The following is a 17,253-nucleotide window of genomic DNA, read 5'->3' as shown; positions in this document are numbered from 1 at the left end:
CGCGTGCCTGGGGGTGAGGCGATCCATGACCGACGCCGCTGTTGACCTCGACAGCCGTCCCACGAAGATCATGTACGTGGCCGAGGCCACCGCGCATGGGGGCCGCGAAGGGTATGTGACCAGCCAGGACGGCCAGCTGGAGCTGAAGGTCGCGATGCCGCCGGCGCTCGGCGGCGACGGTGACGGCACCAACCCGGAACAGCTGTTCGCGGCCGGCTTCAGCTCCTGCTTCCACAACGCGCTGGTCCTGGTCGGCCGCCGCGAGGGCTTCGACCTGTCCGGTTCGACGGTCGCGGCGAAGGTCGGAATCGGCCCCAACAAGCAGCGCGGGTACGGGCTCGCGGTCGCCCTGAGCGTCTCGCTGCCCATCCTCGACCAGGAGGTCGCGTCCAAGCTCGTGGACGCCGCCCACCAGGTCTGCCCGTACTCGAACGCGACACGCGGCAACATCGAGGTCACGATTCTGTTGGGCTGACGCGGCACCGGAATCGCGGGCGGTATGTGGGTGTTGCATCCACTGGCTGTGGAGCGAACAGAACGGAGCACGGGCGTGGACGTGAACGGCACTGTGGCCGAGGGCTTCGAGCCGGTCAGGGAAGCGTTCGTACGGAACTTCGAGGTGCTGGGGGACCGGGGTGCGGCCGTCGCCGTTTACCGGGACGGGCGCCTGGTCGTGGACCTGTGGGCCGGCACGAAGGACGTCGACGGTACGGCGGACTCAGCGCCCTGGGAGCGCGGCACCGCCCAGATCGTGCGCTCGGCCACCAAGGGTGTCGCCGCGGCGGCGCTCCTTCTGCTGCACCAGCGCGGGCTGCTGGACCTGGATGCTCCGGTGGGCGAGTACTGGCCCGAGTTCAAGGCGGTGGGCAAGGAGCGGGTGCTCGTACGGCACGTGTTGTCGCACCGGGCCGGACTGCCCGTCCTGGACCGGCCGTTGACCCCCGAGGAGGCGCTGGACCCCCTCCGCGGTGCCGAGGCGGTCGCGCGCCAGGCCCTCGTGTGGGAGCCGGGCACCGATCACGGCTATCACGCGCTGACGTACGGGTGGCTGCTCGGCGAGCTGGTGCGGCGCGTCACCGGCCGTGGCGTCGGTGAGTGGATCGCCGAGGAGATCGCCGGGCCGGTGGGCGCGGATCTGTGGGTCGGGCTGCCCGCCGCGGAGGCGGGCCGGGTGGGTCGGTCCGGCCGCGTGGAGGCGCCGGGGAACGCCGGGGGGCTGCGGTCGCGTCCGAAGCGGTCGGTCGCCGAGGCGTACGACGATCCGGCCTCCCTGACCCGGCGGGCCTTCGCCGCGATCACTCCGTTCCCTGACCAGAACGACCCGGCGTACCGGGCGGCCTCGCTTCCCGCGACGAACGGGATCGCCACGGCGGAGGGGCTGGCCCGCTTCTACGCGTCCCTGGTGGGTGAAGTGGGCGGCGGGCCGCGGCTGTTCACGCCCGGGACGCTCGCGGCGGCGCGGGCCGAGGAGTCGGCGGGGCCGGACCGGGTGCTGGTGATCAACACCCGCTTCGGCCTCGGCTACATGCTCCACGGCTCGGCCTCGCCCTTCCTGGACGCCGGTTCCTTCGGCCACCCGGGCCGCGGCGGCTCCCTCGGCTTCGCCGACCCCGAGTCGGGCATCGCCTTCGGCTACGTCACGAACGGCTTCAGCAAGACGGTGACGGCTGATCCGCGGGCGCAGGCGCTTGTACGGGGGGTTCGCGCGGCGTTGTGACCGGGTGCCGCTGGCGGTTCTGTGTTGGTTCGGGTCGGATCGGGCTTGGTGCGCGGTTCCTCGCGCCCCTGGGTGAGTCGGGCTCGCGTCGTGGAATCGGGTGCGGGCCGGTAGACGCTTCGTGCGCGGTTCCTCGCGCCCCTGGGGTGAGTCAGGGCTCGCGTTGTGGATTAGGTGCGGGCCGATGGACGCTTCGTGCGCGGTTCCTCGCGCCCCCAGGTGAGTCGGGCTCGCGTCGTGGAATCAGGTGCGGGCCGGTAGACGCTTCGTGCGCGGTTCCTCGCGCCCCCAGGTGAGTGGAATCGCTGCAGGCCGGTCCTGGAGACGGGCTGTGCCCCAGGTCTTTTAGGGGCGCGAGGAACCGCGCACCCAGACCGATCCGACCCGCACTCAACACACAAACCCCAGCCCCCACCCACCCAGGGGCGCGAGGAACCGCGCACTCAGGCCGATCCGACCCGCACTCAACACACAAACCCCAGCCCCCACCCACCCAGGGGCGCGAGGAACCGCGCACTCAGGCCGATCCGACCTGCACTCGACACGGAAACCCCAGCCTCACCCACCCAGGGGCGCGGGGAACTGCGCAACCACCCCCACCGCACCCCACCGCACCCCACGCTCACGCCGCATGGAGCATCAAGCCGATGCCCACCACCAAAAGCCCCGCGGCAGCGATTCGCGGCGCGCCGAACCGTTCCTTGAAGAAGACCGCTCCTATGGCCGCGCCGACGATGATGGACGACTCCCTCAGGGCCGCGATCGGGGCAAGTTCCGCCTTCGTCTGGGCCCAGAGGACCAGGCCGTACGCCGCGACGGAGAGGGCCGCGCCGAGGAGGCCGACGGCGGCGAAGGGGCGTAGGACGGTGAGCAGGTCGCCGCGCCAGCGGTACAGGGCGTATGCCGGGACGGCCACGCCCTCCACGGCCATCAGCCAGGCGATGTAGGAGAGGGAGGAGCCGGAGGCGCGTACGCCGAGGCCGTCGACGACCGTGTACGCGGCGATGGACAGGCCCGTCGCCAGCGCGGCGCCGATCGCCGCCCAGTTGGGCCGGCGTCCGCGCAGGCCCCACAGCGCGACGCCGGTCAGTCCGGCGCAGGAGACCGCGATGCCGGACGCCGCGCACCCGTCGGGGACCTCGTGGGCGAAGACGGCGGCCAGGGCGGTCACGACCAGCGGGGCGGTGCCGCGCGCGATCGGGTACGCCTGCCCGAAGTCGCCGAGCCGGAAGGACTTCATCAGCAGCACGTAGTACACGACGTGGATGACCGCCGAGGCGATCAGATACGGCCACGCCCCCGCCGCCGGGAACGGCACGAACGGCACCATCGCCAGCCCGATCAGCATCCCTCCGCCCGCGATCAGCGTGAAGCCGACGAGCTTGTCGGTGATCTGGTGGGCGATGGCGTTCCAGCTCGCGTGCGTGACCGCGGCGAGCAGGACGGCGGCGGTGACGAGCGGGGTCACGCGGTCTGCTCGCGGACGTCCACCAGCGTGGCGCCCGCGTGGGCGATCAGGGTCTTCGGGTCCATGGGGAACACGGTGTGCGGGGTGCCCGCGGCGGCCCACACCGTGTCGTGGTCCAGCAGCGAGCGGTCCGCCAGGACACGGGTCCGGGTGCGGTGTCCGAAGGGCGGCACGCCACCGATCGCGTACCCCGTGGTCTCCCTGACCAGCTCCGCCCTGGCCCGGGTGACCTTCTCGGCGCCCAGCTCCCGGCGGACGAGCTCGACGTCCACCCGGGACGATCCGTCCATCAGCACCAGGATCGGCACGCCGTCCGCCGCGAAGATCAGCGACTTGCAGATCTGGCTCAGCTCGCACCCGATCGCCTCGGCGGCCTCGACGGCGGTACGGGCGCCGTCCGGGAAGCGGCGGATCCGCGGGTGCAGATCGTCGAGACCCAGCTCGCTCAGGGCTTCGGCGAAACGGGGGTGTGCTCCGGACTCATCAGCTGCGCTCGTCGTCATGCACGGCACGCTAGCGGTGGGTGTACGGGACACGCGAACGAGTTCCACGACGGCGTACTCCCCCGCCTCGGCGCGCCCCCGCAAGCCCCCGCGCTCACGTCACCCGTCCCGCCCTGCCGCCGTGCCGTCGGGCGCCTCGACGGTGACGATGGAACCGCCGTGTGCGAGGAAGCACCGTGCGCGAAGGAGAGGCCTCCCCATGTCCCGCTATGTGTTCGACAACAGCGCCGACCAGGCCAAGGGCCGCTTCTTCGCGCTGGAATCCTGCTACGACCCGTTCTCCCGTCGCCAGGTGGAGCTGACCGGGATCGCCCGGGGCTGGCGGTGCCTGGAGGTCGGCGGAGGGGGCGGCTCGCTGGGCGACTGGCTCGGCGAACAGGTCGGCCCGGACGGCGAGGTCACCATCACCGACCTCGACCTGCGGTGGGCCGAGTCCCGCCCCCGGCCGCCCCACGTACGCCTCATGCGGCACGACATCGTCCAGGACCCGCTGCCCGCCGACGGTTACGACCTCGTGCACGCCCGGCTGGTGCTGCAGCACCTGCCGGAGCGGCTGGACGTCCTGGCGCGGCTCGCCGGAGCGCTGCGGCCGGGCGGCTGGCTGGTGCTGGAGGAGTTCGACACCGCCTGGGTCCCGGTGCTGGCCGCCCCCGACGAGGAGGCGGCCGGCCTCTTCGAACGCGTCCACACCGCCCTGAGCGCCCAGTTGGAGAAGGCGGGCCTCGACCCCGTGTGGGGCCGCCGGGTGCCCGGCGCGATGCTGGGTGCCGGTCTCGCGGACGTCACGGCGACGACGTACGCGGAGTCGTGGGCGGGTGGCGGTACGGGCATCGGCCTGCACCGGGTCAACGCGCAGCAGATGGCCGACCGGCTGCGGGCGGAGGGACTCACGGACGCCGAACTGGAGCGCTTCCAGGCCCTGACGGCGGACCCGGCGTTCGTGGTCAACTCCCTGCCGCTGGTCAGCACGCGGGGCCGCCGCCCCTAGGGACCAGGGATTGTCGGGAAGGCCCTGGCTCAGCCGCCGAACGTCACGTCCTTCGTCTCCACCACCCCGGCCTTGCGCTCCGGCGCCGACTGCTCCTGCCAGTACAGGTTCGTGTGCGCGATGACCTGCCCGGGCGGCGGGGCACCCCACTGGCTCAGGTCCTCCGTCGTGTGGGCGTCGCCGACGAGCGTCACGTCGTAGCCCCGCACGAACGCGCCGTGGATCGTTGAGCGGATGCAGGCGTCCGTCTGGGCGCCGGTGACCACCAGGTGTCCGACGCCGGCCGCCGCCAGCACCTCCTCCAGGTCGGTGCCCTCGAAGGAGTCGCCGTACGTCTTGTGCACCAGCGGTTCGGATTCCCGGCGGGGCAGCTCGGCGACGTACTCCCAGTCCTCGCTGCCCTTCTCCAGGCCCTCGTCGGAGTGCTGGACCCAGACGACCGGGGCGCCCTGGGCGCGGGCCGTGTCGACGAGGGCGGCGATGTTCGCGACCACCGTGTCGCGCTGGTGGGCGCCGGCCACGACGCCCTTCTGGACGTCGATCACCATCAGAGCCGTACGGGGTCGTTCGGAGAGAGTCGTCATGCCCCCAACGCTAGACCGCGCCACTGACAACGCGGGAAGCCCGAACGCGGAGAGCCGGTGAGAGCCGCCCGTCCCCACGGAGCCCTCACCGGCTGGTCCTTCACAGGAGCCGACGCGTCAGACGCGTACCAACTCCCTGTCCTCGTCGGAGCCCGAGCCCTTCGCCGGGTCGTCGTGGGCCCGCAGGCCCTCGCCCTCGACGTCGACGTTCGGCAGGGCGCGGTCCAGCCACTTCGGCAGCCACCAGGCCTTCTTGCCGAGCAGTGCGAGGACCGCCGGGACGATCGCCATACGGACGACGAAGGCGTCGAAGAAGACGGCGATCGCGAGACCGAAGCCGATCATCTTGATCATGGACTCGCCGGAGCTGATGAAGCCTCCGAAGACGGCCATCATGATGATCGCGGCGGCGACCACGACCCGGGCGCTGTGCCGGAAACCGGTCACCACGGCCTGGCTCGGCGTCTCGCCGTGGACGTACGCCTCCCGCATGCGGGTCACGAGGAACACCTCGTAGTCCATCGCGAGACCGAAGACCACGCCCACCATGAAGATCGGCATCATCGACATGATCGGACCGGTCTCCTCGACACCGATCAGGCCGGAGAACCAGCCCCACTGGAAGACCGCGACCACTGCGCCGAGCGCGGCGAGCACGCTGAGCAGGAAGCCGAGGGCCGCCTTCAGCGGGACCAGGATGGAGCGGAAGACCACGATCAGGAGCAGGAAGGCGAGACCGACCACCAGCGCCAGATACGGGACCAGCGCGTCGTTGAGCTTCTGCGAGAAGTCGATGTTCATCGCGGTGGTACCGGTGACCAGTACCTCCGCGTCCGTCTCGGCCTTGAAGTCGGAACCCTTGTCACGGATGGCGTGGACCAGGTCCTCGGTCTGTGTCGAGGACGGCTTGGAGTTCGGGATCACGGTGATCGTCGCGGTGTCGCCGGCCTTGTTGGGCGCCGGCGGGGTGACCGTCACGACGTCCTTGAGGCCCTTGATGCCGTCGGCCACGTCACCGAAGGCGGCCGTCGGGTCGTCGCTGTCCTTGGCGTCGACCACGATCATCAGCGGGCCGTTGAAGCCGGGGCCGAAGCCCTCCGACAGCGTGTCGTACGCCCGGCGCTGGGTCGTGGACGTCGGCTGCGAGCCGTCGTCGGGCAGGCCCAGTTCCAGCTGGGTGGCGGGGAGGGCGATCGCGCCCAGACCGACCACGCCGAGCACCAGCACGGCGACCGGGCGGCGGATCACGAAGCTCGCCCAGCGGGTGCCCATGTTGGGCTTGGCCTGCTTCTGTGAGGTGGCGGCGTCGGAGGACGTGTGCTCCTTGGACGACTTGCGCTTCTCGCCCGCCGGCCGGATCTTCCTGCCCGCGTATCCGAGCATCGCCGGGATCATGGTCAGCGCGATGAGGACGGCGATGACCACCGTGCCCGCCGCCGCGAGGCCCATCTTGGTCAGCATCGGGACGTTGACGACCGCGAGGCCCGCCAGGGCGATCACGACCGTGAGCCCCGCGAAGACGACAGCCGAGCCGGCGGTACCGGTGGCGCGGCCCGCGGCCTCCTCGCGGTCCCGGCCCTCGGCCAGTTCGTTCCGGTAGCGGGAGACGATGAACAGCGCGTAGTCGATGCCGACCGCGAGGCCGATCATCAGGGCGAGCGTGGAGGTGGTGTCGCCGAGGTCGAGCGCCTTGGCGAGGACGGTGATGGTGGAGACACCGATGCCCACGCCGATGATCGCCGTCAGCAGTGGCAGTCCGGCCGCGACGATCGAGCCCAGGGTGATGACGAGGACGACCGCGGCGATGGCGATGCCGACGATCTCGCCGGCCGCTCCCGGTTCGGCGCCGGCCTCCAGCGCGTCACCTCCGACGTCGACGGTCAGCCCGGCCGCCCGGGCGTCGTCACCGGCGGCTTCCAGGGACTCCCTGGTCGAGTCCGCGAGCTCCATGCCGGGGACCTCGTACTTCACCGACGTGTAGGCGACGGATCCGTCCTTGCTCACGGCGTTCGTCGTGAACGGGTCGGTGACGGAGACGACCTCGGTGCCGCCGCCCAGCTCCTTGACGGTCTTGGCGACGGTCGCCTTGTTGTCGGCGTCCGTCATCTTCTGGCCGTCGGGCGCCTTGAAGACGATGCGTCCGGTGGCTCCGTCGGCGCTGGCGCCGGGGAACCGCTGTTCCAGCAGGTCGAAGGCCTTCTGCGCCTCGGTGCCGGGAATCGAGAAGGAGGTGGTTCCGGCGGCGGGTGCGCTCGCCGCTCCGACGCCCGCGAGCGTCAGCAGCGCCACCCATATGAGTGCGACGAAATGCCGTCGCCGGAAGGCGAGTCGGCCGAGGTTGTAGAGGAACGTGGCCACGAGGGCGTACTCCCGGTCAGGTCGGTGATGGCAGGGCGTGAGTCATCGGCCCGACGACGTGAGCGGTCGCGTCAGGTGCAACTGGGGTCGTGCGTAAGGGGGTTGAGCCTCGGGGCGGGCGGCTCGTGAAATGGAGGGATCGGATCAGGCGCTGAGGGCGGGGATCACCACAGCGTCGATGTACGAGGCGACGAAGGCCTGGGTCGGTGGCTCCTCGTCGATCAGCGTCCGCGCCACGAAGGCGCCGATGATCATGTGCAGCACGTAGTCGATCGCGGGGTTGTCCGCACGGACCTCACCGCGGTCGACGGCACGCTGCACCACCCGACGCATCTCCCCGAGCTCCGGCTCGATCAGCCATTCGCGGAGGGCGGCCAGCAGCTCGGGGTTCGTGTGCGCCGCCGTGCCGAGGACCCGCATCAGCGCGGAGTCCTGTTCCATCTGGCAGTCGTCCTGGCGGTGCGTGAGCGCCTGGAAGTCGCCTCGCAGGGTTCCGGTGTCGATCGACGCGAGATCGACCGGCTTGTGATGCCGGATCGCCCTCGCGACCAGTTCGGCCTTGCCGCCCCACTGGCGGTAGAGCGTGGCCTTGCTGGACCGGGTGCGGGTGGCGACCGCGTCCATGGTCAGGGAGTCGTAACCGACCTCCCGGAGCAGTTCGAGCACGGCCTCGTACAGCTCGGCCTCGCGCTCGGGCGTGATCCGGCTGCGACGCGTCGTTGCTGTCTCAGCCATGCCACTCACCATTCCCGCTCGAACGAAACTATCTCGTACGCCTATGAAGGTACCCCATCCCCAAGCGAAACGAAACCGTTTCGTACGTGTGCTGCGTCACGACTTCTCACCGGCCTCTCACCGATCCCTCACCGGCGCCCCATCCGCGGCCTCTCACCGATCCCTCACCGGCCTCTCCGCCCGGGCCGCGGCACGCCCGTTCCGCCGGACCACGAGTTGCCGGGCCCCGCCCACCGGAAAAGCATGGGTGGGTGAGCGACGAGTACGAGAACGCGACCGGAGACGGGCCCCCGGCAGGAGGGGCCGCGGACCACGGGGAGACCGGGGCGAACGGGGCGACCGGGGAGGGCGGGCGGACCGGGGAGGGCCACGGCTCCGCCGCCTATCTGCGCTTCCCGCACCTCAGCGGCGACCGCCTGTGCTTCGTGGCCGAGGACGACCTGTGGGTGGCCCCCCTCGACACCCCCGGCCGCGCCTGGCGGCTGACCGTCGACCGTACGAAGGTGTGCCACCCGCGCTTCTCGCCCGACGGCCGGCACCTCGCGTACACGACCTGGCGCAACCTCGTGCCGGAGATCCATCTGGCGCCGGTGGACGGCGGCCCGGCCCGGCGGCTCACCTACTGGGGGAACGCCGACACCCAGGTCTGCGGCTGGTCCCCCGACGGCGACATCCTCGCCGTCGCCTCGCACGGCGAGCCCTTCTCGTACTTCACCTGGGCCTACAGCGTGCCGGTCGACGGCTGCCCCGGCGGCAAGCTCCCCTGGGGCCCGGTCTCCAACATCGCGGTCGAGGACTTCGCGGGCGAGCGCCTGACCCTGCTGCTCACCGGCACGCCCCCGCACGAGCCCGCCGCCTGGAAGCGCTACCGCGGCGGCGCCACCGGCCGCCTCTGGCTGCACGGGCGGCGCATCCTCGCCGATCTCGACGGACACCTGGACTCGCCGATGTTCGTCGGCGGCCGTATCGCCTTCCTCTCCGACCACGAGGGCATCGGCAACCTCTACTCCTGTCTGCACGACGGCTCCGACCTGCGCCGCCACACCGACCACGACACCTTCTACGCCCGGCACGCCTCCAGCGACGGCACCCGGGTCGTCTACCAGTGCGCGGGCGACCTGTGGATCGTCGACGACCTGTCCCCCGAATCGCTCCCCCGCCGCCTCGACGTACGCCTCGGCGGCCCGCGCACCGGACGCCGTACGTACCAGGTGCCGGCCGCGCAGCACGTCGACGGGATCTCCGTGGACGAGACGGGCCGGGCCGGCGCGGTCGTCGTCCGCGGCAGCCTGTACTGGCTCACGCACCGCGACGGTCCGGCGCGCACGATCGCGGACACCCCGGGCGTCCGCGTCCGGCTGCCCGAGATGCTCGGCTCGGGCGGGCAGGTCGCGTACGTGACGGACGCGGAGGGCGAGGACGCCGTCGAGATCGCCTATCTGCCGCGCGCCAGCGGCGAACGCGAGCCTCGTCGGCTGGCCTCCGGCGAGCTCGGCCGCGTCCTGGAACTCGTCTCGGACCCGAAGGGCGAGCGCCTCGCGATCGCGTCGAACGACGGGCGGCTGCTGCTGCTCGACGCGACGGAGGAGTCGGAGTCCGGGGGCACCTCCCGGACGGGGTCGGGGTCGGGGTCGGGGTCGGGCGAGGTCACCGAGCTCATCCGGTCCATCAACGGGCCCGTGCGCGACCTGGCCTTCTCCCCGGACGGGGCCTGGCTGACGTGGTCGCACCCGGGCATCGGCCGCACCCTGCGCCAGATCAAGATGGCCAGGATCGAGGGGCCGGGCGCACGCACGATCGTCGACGTCACCAACGGCCGCTTCGAGGACGAGAACCCGGTCTTCACCCGGGACGGCCGCTTCCTCGCCTTCCTCTCCTGGCGCGGCTTCGACCCGGTGTACGACGTCCACACCGGCGACCTCTCCTTCCCACTGGGCTGCCGCCCGTACCTCGTACCCCTGTCCTCGGCGACGCCGTCCCCGTTCGCGGTGAACCCCGAGGGCCGCCCCGCCGCGGGCGGCCTGGATCCGGTCGAGGACGAGCCCGGCGACGGCACGGTGACCGTCGAGATCGAGGGTCTGGAGAGCCGGGTGACGCCCTTCCCGGTCACGGCGTCCAAGTACTCGGCGCTGTACCCGGTCGCGGGCGGCGGCCTGGTCTGGCTGCGCTGGCCGATCTCGGGCGCGCTCGGCGAGACGTTCGCGAACCCGGACGACACGAGCGGCCGTCCGACGCTGGAGTACTTCAACATCACCAAGGCGAAGAAGTCCGAACTGGTCGATCACCTCGACTGGTTCGCGCTCAGCGGCGACGGCAGCAGGCTGGTCGTGGTGGACGAGGGCGACCTGCGCGCGGTCCCCTCCACGGAGTCCGGCGACAGCGACACGACCGTCTGGATCGACCTCCGCCGCATCCTCCACGAGGTGGACCCGGCCGCGGAGTGGCGCCAGGCGTACGCCGAGGCGGGCCGCCTGATCCGCGCCTACTTCTGGGCCCCCGACATGTGCGGCATCGACTGGGACGGGATCCTGGAGCAGTACCGCCCGCTCGTCGAACGGGTCGCCTCCCCCGACGAGTTCGCCGACCTGCTCCGCGAGGTCCTGGGCGAACTGGGCACCTCGCACGCGTACGTCACCGCCGCCCGCCGCAACGAGGGCCCGCCCCACTACCAGCGGGCGCAGGGCCTCCTAGGCGCCAACTTCGTGCGGCGCGACGAGGGTTGGCTCGTCAAGCGCATCCTCCCGGGTGACTCCTCCGACTCCAAGGCCCGTTCCCCGCTGGCCGGTACGGGCATCCGCGAGGGCGCGGTCCTCACCCACGTGGACGGCCGCCCGGTGAACCCCGTCGCGGGCCCCTTCCCCCTCCTCGCGGGCGCGGGCGGCACGACGGTCGAGCTGACGTTCACCCCGGCGGAGGGCGAGGGCCGCTCGCGCCGGGTCGCGGTGGTACCCCTGGTCGACGAACGCCCCCTGCGCTACCAGGACTGGGTCGCCAAACGCCGTGAGGTCGTACGGGAGTTGAGCGGCGGGCGCTGCGGCTATCTGCACATCCCGGACATGGGCGGCTCGGGCTGGGCCCAGTTCAACCGCGACCTGCGCATGGAGGTGTCACGGCCGGCCCTCATCGTCGACGTACGCGGCAACGCCGGCGGCCACATCAGCGAACTGGTCGTGGAGAAACTCACCCGCACGATCCTGGGCTGGGACCTGACCCGCAACGCCCAGCCGGTGTCGTACGCGTCGAACGCCCCGCGGGGCCCGGTGGTGGCCCTGGCCGACGAAATGACGTCCTCGGACGGCGACATGATCACGGCGGCCTTCAAACTCCTGAAGCTGGGCCCGGTGGTGGGCCAGCGCACCTGGGGCGGCGTCGTCGGCATGACCGGCCGCCACCTCCTCGGCGACGGAACCGTCATCACGGTCCCCATGAACGCCGCCTGGTTCGACGCGTACGGCTGGTCCATCGAGAACCAGGGCGTCACCCCCGACCTCGAAATCCTCCGCACCCCCCTCGACTGGGCAGAAGGCCGCCACGCCCAACTCGACGACGCGGTCCAACTCGCCCTGGACCTCCTGTCCCTCCACCCGGCGGCAACCCCACCGACGTACGAGAACACGCCGACGAGAACGCGCCCGAAGCTGCCACCGAGGCCTTCGTGACGGGGGCGCCATGGAGGTCCTTCGCTTTCACGGGCGCGGGGGGCGCGGCGCCGGGGGCTTTCGCTTTCAGGGAGCACGCCGCCGGGGCGTTCTTCTCCACACGGGCGCGGGGGCCTTCTTCACCGGGGCCCAGCCAAGTCCTTTAGGGGCGCGGGGAACTGCGCAGCCGGCCACGACCGACCCGCACCCGACGACCAACCCGGGACACACAAAAGCGCGGGGCGCCCTCCCGAAGAAGGACACCCCACGCTCAGCAAGCTCGATCACATGTCGTAGTCCTGATCGAACCGCTCCTGCGCATCGCGCGACGCCCGCTGCGCCTCGTCAGGCGTCTGCCGCCCCGGCTCCTGACGCTCCCGCGGAGCCCGCTCACGCGTCGCCCGCTCACGCGGGTCACGCGGCTCCTGCGGCTGCCGCCCACGCTCGCTCGCCTCGTCGCGGCCGGCGTCGGCACGGCGGCGCGCCTGCTCCTCGAGCTCCGCGGCCTTGTCCTGGAACTGGTCCTTCATGCCCATGAGATTCACTCCCGTAGTGGGTGGGGGATTGGGGGCTCAACCAGATTCACACGGACCGACAAAGCGCGCATTTCGATCAGTAACGGTCAGTGACCCAGCGTGCTCCGTGCCTGCTCATCGGCCTCTCCCCCGGCCCCGACGAGCCCCTTTGACACCTGCCCCACCCGCGGAGCGAACCGCCGCATCTCCCGCTGCCCCACCGACCCGACGATCCCCGGCAGATACCCGCGCACACCCTGCATCCCGCGCAGCCACCACTGCCCGTACACATGGCTGGACCGCCGCTCGATCCCGGCCACGATCCGGTCGACGGCCGGTCCGAGCGGATACGTCTTGTTCGCGGGCCACGGCAGCCGCTGCCTCAACTCCCGCATGACGTCGTCCTGATCGGCCCCGCGCACCATGTCGGTGTCGGTCCACGACAGATACCCGACGCCCACGCGTACGCCCTTGTACCCGACTTCGGCCCGCAGGCTGTGCGCGTACGCCTCGACGCCCGACTTGGACGCGCAGTACGCGGTCATCATCGGCGCGGGCGTGATCGCGGCGAGCGAGGCGATCTGCAGCAGATAGCCGCGGCTCTCCATCAGTACGGGCAGGAACGCGCGCGCGGTCATCGCCGATCCGATGAGGTTCACCTCGATCACCCGCCGCCACGCCTGCGGGTCGGAGTCGACGAACGGCCCCCCGTTGGCGACCCCGGCGTTGGCGACGACGATGTCGACCTTCCCGAACCGCTCCTTCACCTCCGCCGCGACCCGCGTCATCGCCTCGTGGTCGGTGACGTCGGCGTACCAGTGCCCGCTCTCGCCGTGCAGCCGCTCGGCGACCTGTTTCAGCGCGTCCGGCTCCAGACCGACGAGCGCGACCGTGGCACCGCGGGCGGAGAGCTTGCGGGCGAGGAGTTCCCCGACGCCCCGCGCGGCCCCCGTGACCACGGCGACCTGCCCTTCCAGGCTGACCCTGCTCATGCGCCCTCCTTCTGCTGGATCCGTTGACTGCCTATGTAGGCGGAGACGAGTTCCCGTATCCGGGTGGCGATCAGCGCGGGCGCCTCGACCGGGGTCATGTGCCCGAGCCCGGGCAGTTCGGTGGAACCGACGCAGTGCGGCAGCGCGGCGACGAGGGAGCGCGCGTGCACGACGGGCGTCATCCGGTCGGCCGTGCCGACGACGACCGCGGCCGGCATGCTCAACTCCCTTACGCGATGGTCGAGATCCAGCGTGTCGAGCACATGCGACCAGGCGTACCGCACCTTGCGCGGGCACGCGTGCACGATCCGCGCGCACGCCTCGACCATGCCGGGCGCCGAACCGGGCCCCATCGTCGCGTACTTGAGGATCCGCCGGGCGACCGGCGTGACGGGCCCCAGCGGAGCCTTCGACCCGAGCACCTTCCTGGTCAGCCAGGTCCGCGACCGCCCGGCCCGCATCGGGACCACCAGCGACTCGGCGACCAGCCGCGAACTGCCCGTACTGCACAGCAGGACGGCGCCCGCGTGCTCCCGGAACCGGTCCCGCCCGGCCGCCGCCATCAGCGTCATCCCGCCCATGGAGTGCCCGGCCAGAACGGCCTTCTCCCCGGGCGCGAGCGTGGCGGCGAGCACGGCCTCCAGATCGTCGGCGAGCGCGTCCGCGCTGCACACGGGGTTCGCCGGACTGCGTCCGTGCCCCCGCTGGTCGTACGCGATCACGCGGTGGTCGGCGGCGAGGTCGCGGATCTGCGCCGCCCAGAAGGCGGTCGAGCACGACCAGCCGTGCGAGAGCACCACCGCGGGCGCCCCGTCGGCCCCGTGCACCTCGACGTGCAGCCGGGCCCCGTCGGCGGACACGGCGGTCAGCTCGCGCACGGGAACGGGCGGCGCGTACGGACCGGACGCCACATGCATCAGCCGGCTCACGCGCTCGCCTCCACCGTCTTCTTCGTACGGCGCTTCGGTGCCGTCCCGGGCTCGGGCGGCGGCCGCAACAGGTCGTACTCCCCCAGGTCCACGCGCCGCGTCGCACCGCGGAACTCCGTCGTCGTGCCGGGCCAGATGGTGGTGTTGACGCCGTTGTCGTCGAGGTACCAGCTGGTGCAGCCGCCGGTGTTCCAGACCGTGCGCTTCATACGCTCCTGGACGCGGTGGTTCCAGGCGTCGACCGCGCCGGGCCGTGCGTCGAGGGCGGCCGGTCCGCCGAGCACCTCCAACTGCCTCACGTAGTCGGCCATGTAGTTGAGCTGGGACTCGATCATCAGGATCATGCTGGAGTTCCCGAGGCCGGTGTTCGGCCCGATGATCGTCATCCAGTTGGGGAAGCCTGCCGCCGTCGCACCGCGCAGCGACTTCATGCCGGTCCGCCAAGCCTCGGCGAGTGTCTTTCCCTCCGCGCCCACGACCCGGTCGGCGATCGGCATGTCGGTGACGTGGAAGCCCGTGCCGAAGACGATCGCGTCGACCTCGGCCTCGGTCCCGTCGGCGGCCACGACGGTCGACCCGCGGACCTCGCTGAGCCCGCTCGCGACCACGTCCACATTGGGCTGGGCGAGGGCCGGGTAGTACGTGCTGGAGAGCAGGATGCGCTTGCAGCCGATGCGGTAGGACGGGGTCAACTTGGCCCTGAGCTCCGGGTCCTTGATGGCCCGGCCCATGTTCCGCTTGGCCAACTGTTCAACAATTCCCAGCTCGTTGGGGCGCTTGGTGAACGCCTGGACCTGCAACTCCCGCAGGCCCCACAGCAGTCCGCGGCGGGCCTGCGAGGTGAAGGGCAGCTGCCGGTGGAGCCAGCGCTCGGCCCCGCTGATGGCCCGGTCGACGCGGGGCATCACCCAGGGCGGGGTGCGCTGGAAGACGGTGAGTTTCGCGACGTCCGGCTGGATGCTCGGCACGATCTGGATGGCCGAGGCGCCCGTACCGACCATCGCGACCCGCTTGCCGCGCAGGTCGTAGTCGTGGTCCCAGCGGGCCGAGTGGAAGACCTTGCCGGGGAAGGTGTCGAGGCCGGGGACGTCCGGGACCTTGGGATCGGAGAGCGGCCCGGTGGCGGACACGACGACGTCGGCGGTAAGCGTCCCACTGCTGGTCTCGATGACCCAGCGCAGCCGCCCCCCGTCCCAAGTCATCAGCTTCACCTCGGAGTTGAACCGAAGATGCGACCGGAGCCGGAAGACGTCGGTGACGTGCTCCAGATAGGCGCGGATGTGCTCCTGCCCGGAGAAGGTGCGCGGCCAGTCGGGATTGGGCGCGAACGAGAACGAGTAGAGGTGCGACGGCACGTCACAGGCGCAGCCCGGATAGCTGTTGTCCCGCCAGGTCCCGCCCACGCTGTCGGCCCGCTCCAGGACGACGAAGTCGGTGACGCCCTCGCGGCGCAACCGCACAGCGGCTCCGAGCCCCCCGAATCCGGAGCCGATCACCGCCACCCGTACATGCTCGTGCTCGGTCATCCCGACGCCTCCATTGCCGCGTACGACGCTACCGACTCCGCCAGTGAATACTGGCGCAATGGGAGCGTAGAGCAGCTCCATACCGATGGGTAGGGGTCGGGGGAAGGGAAAGTTACCGACGGTACGACATAGGCTTCCGGCGTGGCGGACAAGCGGGAGTACCGAATGGAGGAGCTGGCCCGGGAGGCCGGCATCACCGTGCGCACGCTGCGCTTCTACCGCGAACGCAAGCTGATCCCGCCACCGCGCCGCGAGGGCCGCATCGCCTGGTACGACGAGGACCACCTGGCCCGCCTGCGCACGATCGCCGCACTCCTTGAGCGGGGCCACACCCTCAACGGCATCGCCGAACTCGCCGAAGCCTTCGACCACGGCCGCGACGTCGGCGAACTCCTCGGCCTGGGCGCGCCCACCGAGGAGACCCCGGTCCGCCTGTCGCCGGAGGAACTGGCGGACGTGTTCGGCGAAGAGGCGACGCCGGAGAACCTGTCGGCCGCGCTCGACCTGGGCTACCTCGGCACGGACGGCGGCGAGATCGTCCACGTGAGCCGGCGCCTCCTGGACACCTCGGCGGCACTCGTCCGCGAGGGCATCCCGCTCGCGGACGTCCTGGCCGCGGCCCGCCGCGTCCGCGACCACGCCGACGCCCTCGCCGAGCTGTTCACCGAGTTGGTCCTGACGCAGGGCGGCCGAACGACGGACGACCTCAAGCGACTGCGCCCGCTGGCGAAGAGCGTGGTGGACGCGGAGGTGTCGATGGCCCTGGACCGGAAGCTGGGGAAGCTGACAGGCGCAGCCGGGCCCGAGGAGCAGGCTCCGCCTCGCACAGCGAAGGCACGCCGACCCACGCACGAAGCACCTTGAACCGGCGCAACTTCCCACAAACACCGCGAAGTTCACCCTTTCGAGTGACGCGTGGGAACTGAGGTACGAGAGACAGCCGTTTGGTCGTAGGTTCGAGGCCCCGGTCACCCCGACGGGAACTCCACCTGGAACGAATAGGGAGAACTACGACCTTGAGTCGCAAATCGCCCATCCTTGGCACCGCCGCCGTGCTCCTTGCCCTGGCCACGGCGCCGGCGTCAGCCGCCGACGAACCCGCCACGGCGACCGGCCGCCAGAGCACGACGCAGGCCGCGGACACCCAAGTGATGTGGTCCAGCAAGCAGTTGCAGCCCCAGCAGGTGATGTGGTCCGGCCAGTTGGCACAGCCTCAGCAGGTCATGTGGTGAAGCAGGTGACGAACGACTGAGGGTCAGCGTGCGGCGACCGGGGTTCTCCTCCTCGTGGGTGGGGAACC

The 17,253-nt window shown here is 71.3% G+C and carries 15 protein-coding genes; 6 read left to right on the top strand and 9 right to left on the bottom strand.

The genetic code is table 11. The features are described 5' to 3' along the window. The first annotated feature begins 25 nt into the window (after positions 1 to 25). On the top strand, positions 26 to 475 hold the full coding sequence (locus ACN20J_RS29280; RefSeq protein WP_189837078.1) for an organic hydroperoxide resistance protein: 450 nt from the start codon (positions 26 to 28) through the stop codon (positions 473 to 475). 75 nt (positions 476 to 550) lie between these two features. Beyond that, a complete protein-coding gene (locus ACN20J_RS29275) occupies positions 551 to 1,717 on the top strand; it encodes a serine hydrolase domain-containing protein (RefSeq protein ID WP_419667185.1) in 1,167 nt (388 codons plus the stop codon). A gap of 622 nt (positions 1,718 to 2,339) precedes the next feature. Here the strand turns inward: ACN20J_RS29275 and ACN20J_RS29270 are convergent. Further along, positions 2,340 to 3,185 carry an EamA family transporter gene (locus ACN20J_RS29270; RefSeq protein ID WP_419667184.1) on the bottom strand — a complete coding sequence of 282 codons (846 nt, stop codon included), beginning with the start codon at positions 3,183 to 3,185 and terminating at the stop codon, positions 2,340 to 2,342. Beyond that, complete coding sequence (locus tag ACN20J_RS29265; protein WP_190229112.1) at positions 3,182 to 3,688, bottom strand: YbaK/EbsC family protein; 507 nt, start codon at positions 3,686 to 3,688, stop codon at positions 3,182 to 3,184. Before ACN20J_RS29265 ends, ACN20J_RS29270 begins: the two co-directional genes overlap by 4 nt. A 199-nt stretch (positions 3,689 to 3,887) precedes the next feature. Here ACN20J_RS29265 and ACN20J_RS29260 point away from each other — a divergent pair, with 199 nt between their 5' ends. After that, a complete protein-coding gene (locus ACN20J_RS29260; RefSeq protein WP_419667183.1) occupies positions 3,888 to 4,676 on the top strand; it encodes a class I SAM-dependent methyltransferase in 789 nt (262 codons plus the stop codon). 29 nt (positions 4,677 to 4,705) lie between these two features. Here ACN20J_RS29260 and ACN20J_RS29255 read toward each other — a convergent pair whose 3' ends face one another. The 3 genes from ACN20J_RS29255 to ACN20J_RS29245 form a co-directional block, all read right to left on the bottom strand. Beyond that, positions 4,706 to 5,260 carry a cysteine hydrolase family protein gene (locus ACN20J_RS29255; protein ID WP_189837073.1) on the bottom strand — a complete coding sequence of 185 codons (555 nt, stop codon included), beginning with the start codon at positions 5,258 to 5,260 and terminating at the stop codon, positions 4,706 to 4,708. A 117-nt stretch (positions 5,261 to 5,377) separates the two neighbouring features. Next, complete coding sequence (locus tag ACN20J_RS29250; RefSeq protein WP_361901041.1) at positions 5,378 to 7,618, bottom strand: MMPL family transporter; 2,241 nt, start codon at positions 7,616 to 7,618, stop codon at positions 5,378 to 5,380. A 144-nt stretch (positions 7,619 to 7,762) separates the two neighbouring features. Further along, positions 7,763 to 8,353 (bottom strand): TetR/AcrR family transcriptional regulator, encoded by a 591-nt coding sequence (locus ACN20J_RS29245; RefSeq protein ID WP_419667182.1) that lies wholly within the window; start codon positions 8,351 to 8,353, stop codon positions 7,763 to 7,765. Between the two features lie 386 nt (positions 8,354 to 8,739). Between ACN20J_RS29245 and ACN20J_RS29240 the strand changes: the two genes are divergently transcribed. Next, on the top strand, positions 8,740 to 12,012 hold the full coding sequence (locus ACN20J_RS29240; RefSeq protein WP_419668981.1) for a S41 family peptidase: 3,273 nt from the start codon (positions 8,740 to 8,742) through the stop codon (positions 12,010 to 12,012). Between the two features lie 263 nt (positions 12,013 to 12,275). Here the strand turns inward: ACN20J_RS29240 and ACN20J_RS29235 are convergent, their stop codons facing one another. The 4 genes from ACN20J_RS29235 to ACN20J_RS29220 all read right to left on the bottom strand — a co-directional run bounded on the left by ACN20J_RS29235 (position 12,276) and on the right by ACN20J_RS29220 (position 15,953). Beyond that, a complete protein-coding gene (locus ACN20J_RS29235; protein ID WP_189837070.1) occupies positions 12,276 to 12,527 on the bottom strand; it encodes a hypothetical protein in 252 nt (83 codons plus the stop codon). A gap of 86 nt (positions 12,528 to 12,613) precedes the next feature. Further along, positions 12,614 to 13,498 carry an SDR family oxidoreductase gene (locus ACN20J_RS29230; protein ID WP_189837069.1) on the bottom strand — a complete coding sequence of 295 codons (885 nt, stop codon included), beginning with the start codon at positions 13,496 to 13,498 and terminating at the stop codon, positions 12,614 to 12,616. Further along, positions 13,495 to 14,427: an alpha/beta fold hydrolase gene (locus ACN20J_RS29225; protein ID WP_419667181.1), complete on the bottom strand. Its 933-nt coding sequence runs from the start codon at positions 14,425 to 14,427 to the stop codon at positions 13,495 to 13,497. Before ACN20J_RS29225 ends, ACN20J_RS29230 begins: the two co-directional genes overlap by 4 nt. Next, positions 14,424 to 15,953 carry a flavin-containing monooxygenase gene (locus tag ACN20J_RS29220; RefSeq protein WP_419667180.1) on the bottom strand — a complete coding sequence of 510 codons (1,530 nt, stop codon included), beginning with the start codon at positions 15,951 to 15,953 and terminating at the stop codon, positions 14,424 to 14,426. The genes ACN20J_RS29225 and ACN20J_RS29220 overlap by 4 nt, the downstream gene beginning before the upstream one ends. Positions 15,954 to 16,118: 165 nt before the next feature. Here ACN20J_RS29220 and ACN20J_RS29215 point away from each other — a divergent pair, with 165 nt between their 5' ends. Together ACN20J_RS29215 and ACN20J_RS29210 are read left to right on the top strand one after the other, a co-directional pair. Then, the gene (locus ACN20J_RS29215; protein WP_190229212.1) at positions 16,119 to 16,817 is read left to right on the top strand and encodes a MerR family transcriptional regulator; all 699 of its coding nucleotides are present in this window, start codon (positions 16,119 to 16,121) and stop codon (positions 16,815 to 16,817) included. A 152-nt stretch (positions 16,818 to 16,969) separates the two neighbouring features. After that, positions 16,970 to 17,185, top strand: a complete 216-nt coding sequence (locus tag ACN20J_RS29210) for a hypothetical protein (RefSeq protein ID WP_190229105.1) — start codon at positions 16,970 to 16,972, stop codon at positions 17,183 to 17,185. Positions 17,186 to 17,253: the final 68 nt, after the last annotated feature.

The sequence above is a fragment of the Streptomyces sp. 2-1 genome (assembly GCF_048564895.1).
In the GTDB taxonomy this organism is placed as follows: domain Bacteria; phylum Actinomycetota; class Actinomycetes; order Streptomycetales; family Streptomycetaceae; genus Streptomyces; species Streptomyces phaeochromogenes.
This window is presented reverse-complemented; position numbering and strand designations above follow the sequence as displayed.

Coding starts and splice junctions, on each gene's coding strand:
- ACN20J_RS29280 (WP_189837078.1), top strand. CDS start 26: ATGACCGACGCCGCTGTTGACCTCGACAGCCGTCCCACGAAGATCATG.
- ACN20J_RS29265 (WP_190229112.1), bottom strand. CDS start 3,688: ATGACGACGAGCGCAGCTGATGAGTCCGGAGCACACCCCCGTTTCGCC.
- ACN20J_RS29260 (WP_419667183.1), top strand. CDS start 3,888: ATGTCCCGCTATGTGTTCGACAACAGCGCCGACCAGGCCAAGGGCCGC.
- ACN20J_RS29255 (WP_189837073.1), bottom strand. CDS start 5,260: ATGACGACTCTCTCCGAACGACCCCGTACGGCTCTGATGGTGATCGAC.
- ACN20J_RS29245 (WP_419667182.1), bottom strand. CDS start 8,353: ATGGCTGAGACAGCAACGACGCGTCGCAGCCGGATCACGCCCGAGCGC.
- ACN20J_RS29235 (WP_189837070.1), bottom strand. CDS start 12,527: ATGGGCATGAAGGACCAGTTCCAGGACAAGGCCGCGGAGCTCGAGGAG.
- ACN20J_RS29230 (WP_189837069.1), bottom strand. CDS start 13,498: ATGAGCAGGGTCAGCCTGGAAGGGCAGGTCGCCGTGGTCACGGGGGCC.
- ACN20J_RS29220 (WP_419667180.1), bottom strand. CDS start 15,953: ATGACCGAGCACGAGCATGTACGGGTGGCGGTGATCGGCTCCGGATTC.
- ACN20J_RS29215 (WP_190229212.1), top strand. CDS start 16,119: ATGGAGGAGCTGGCCCGGGAGGCCGGCATCACCGTGCGCACGCTGCGC.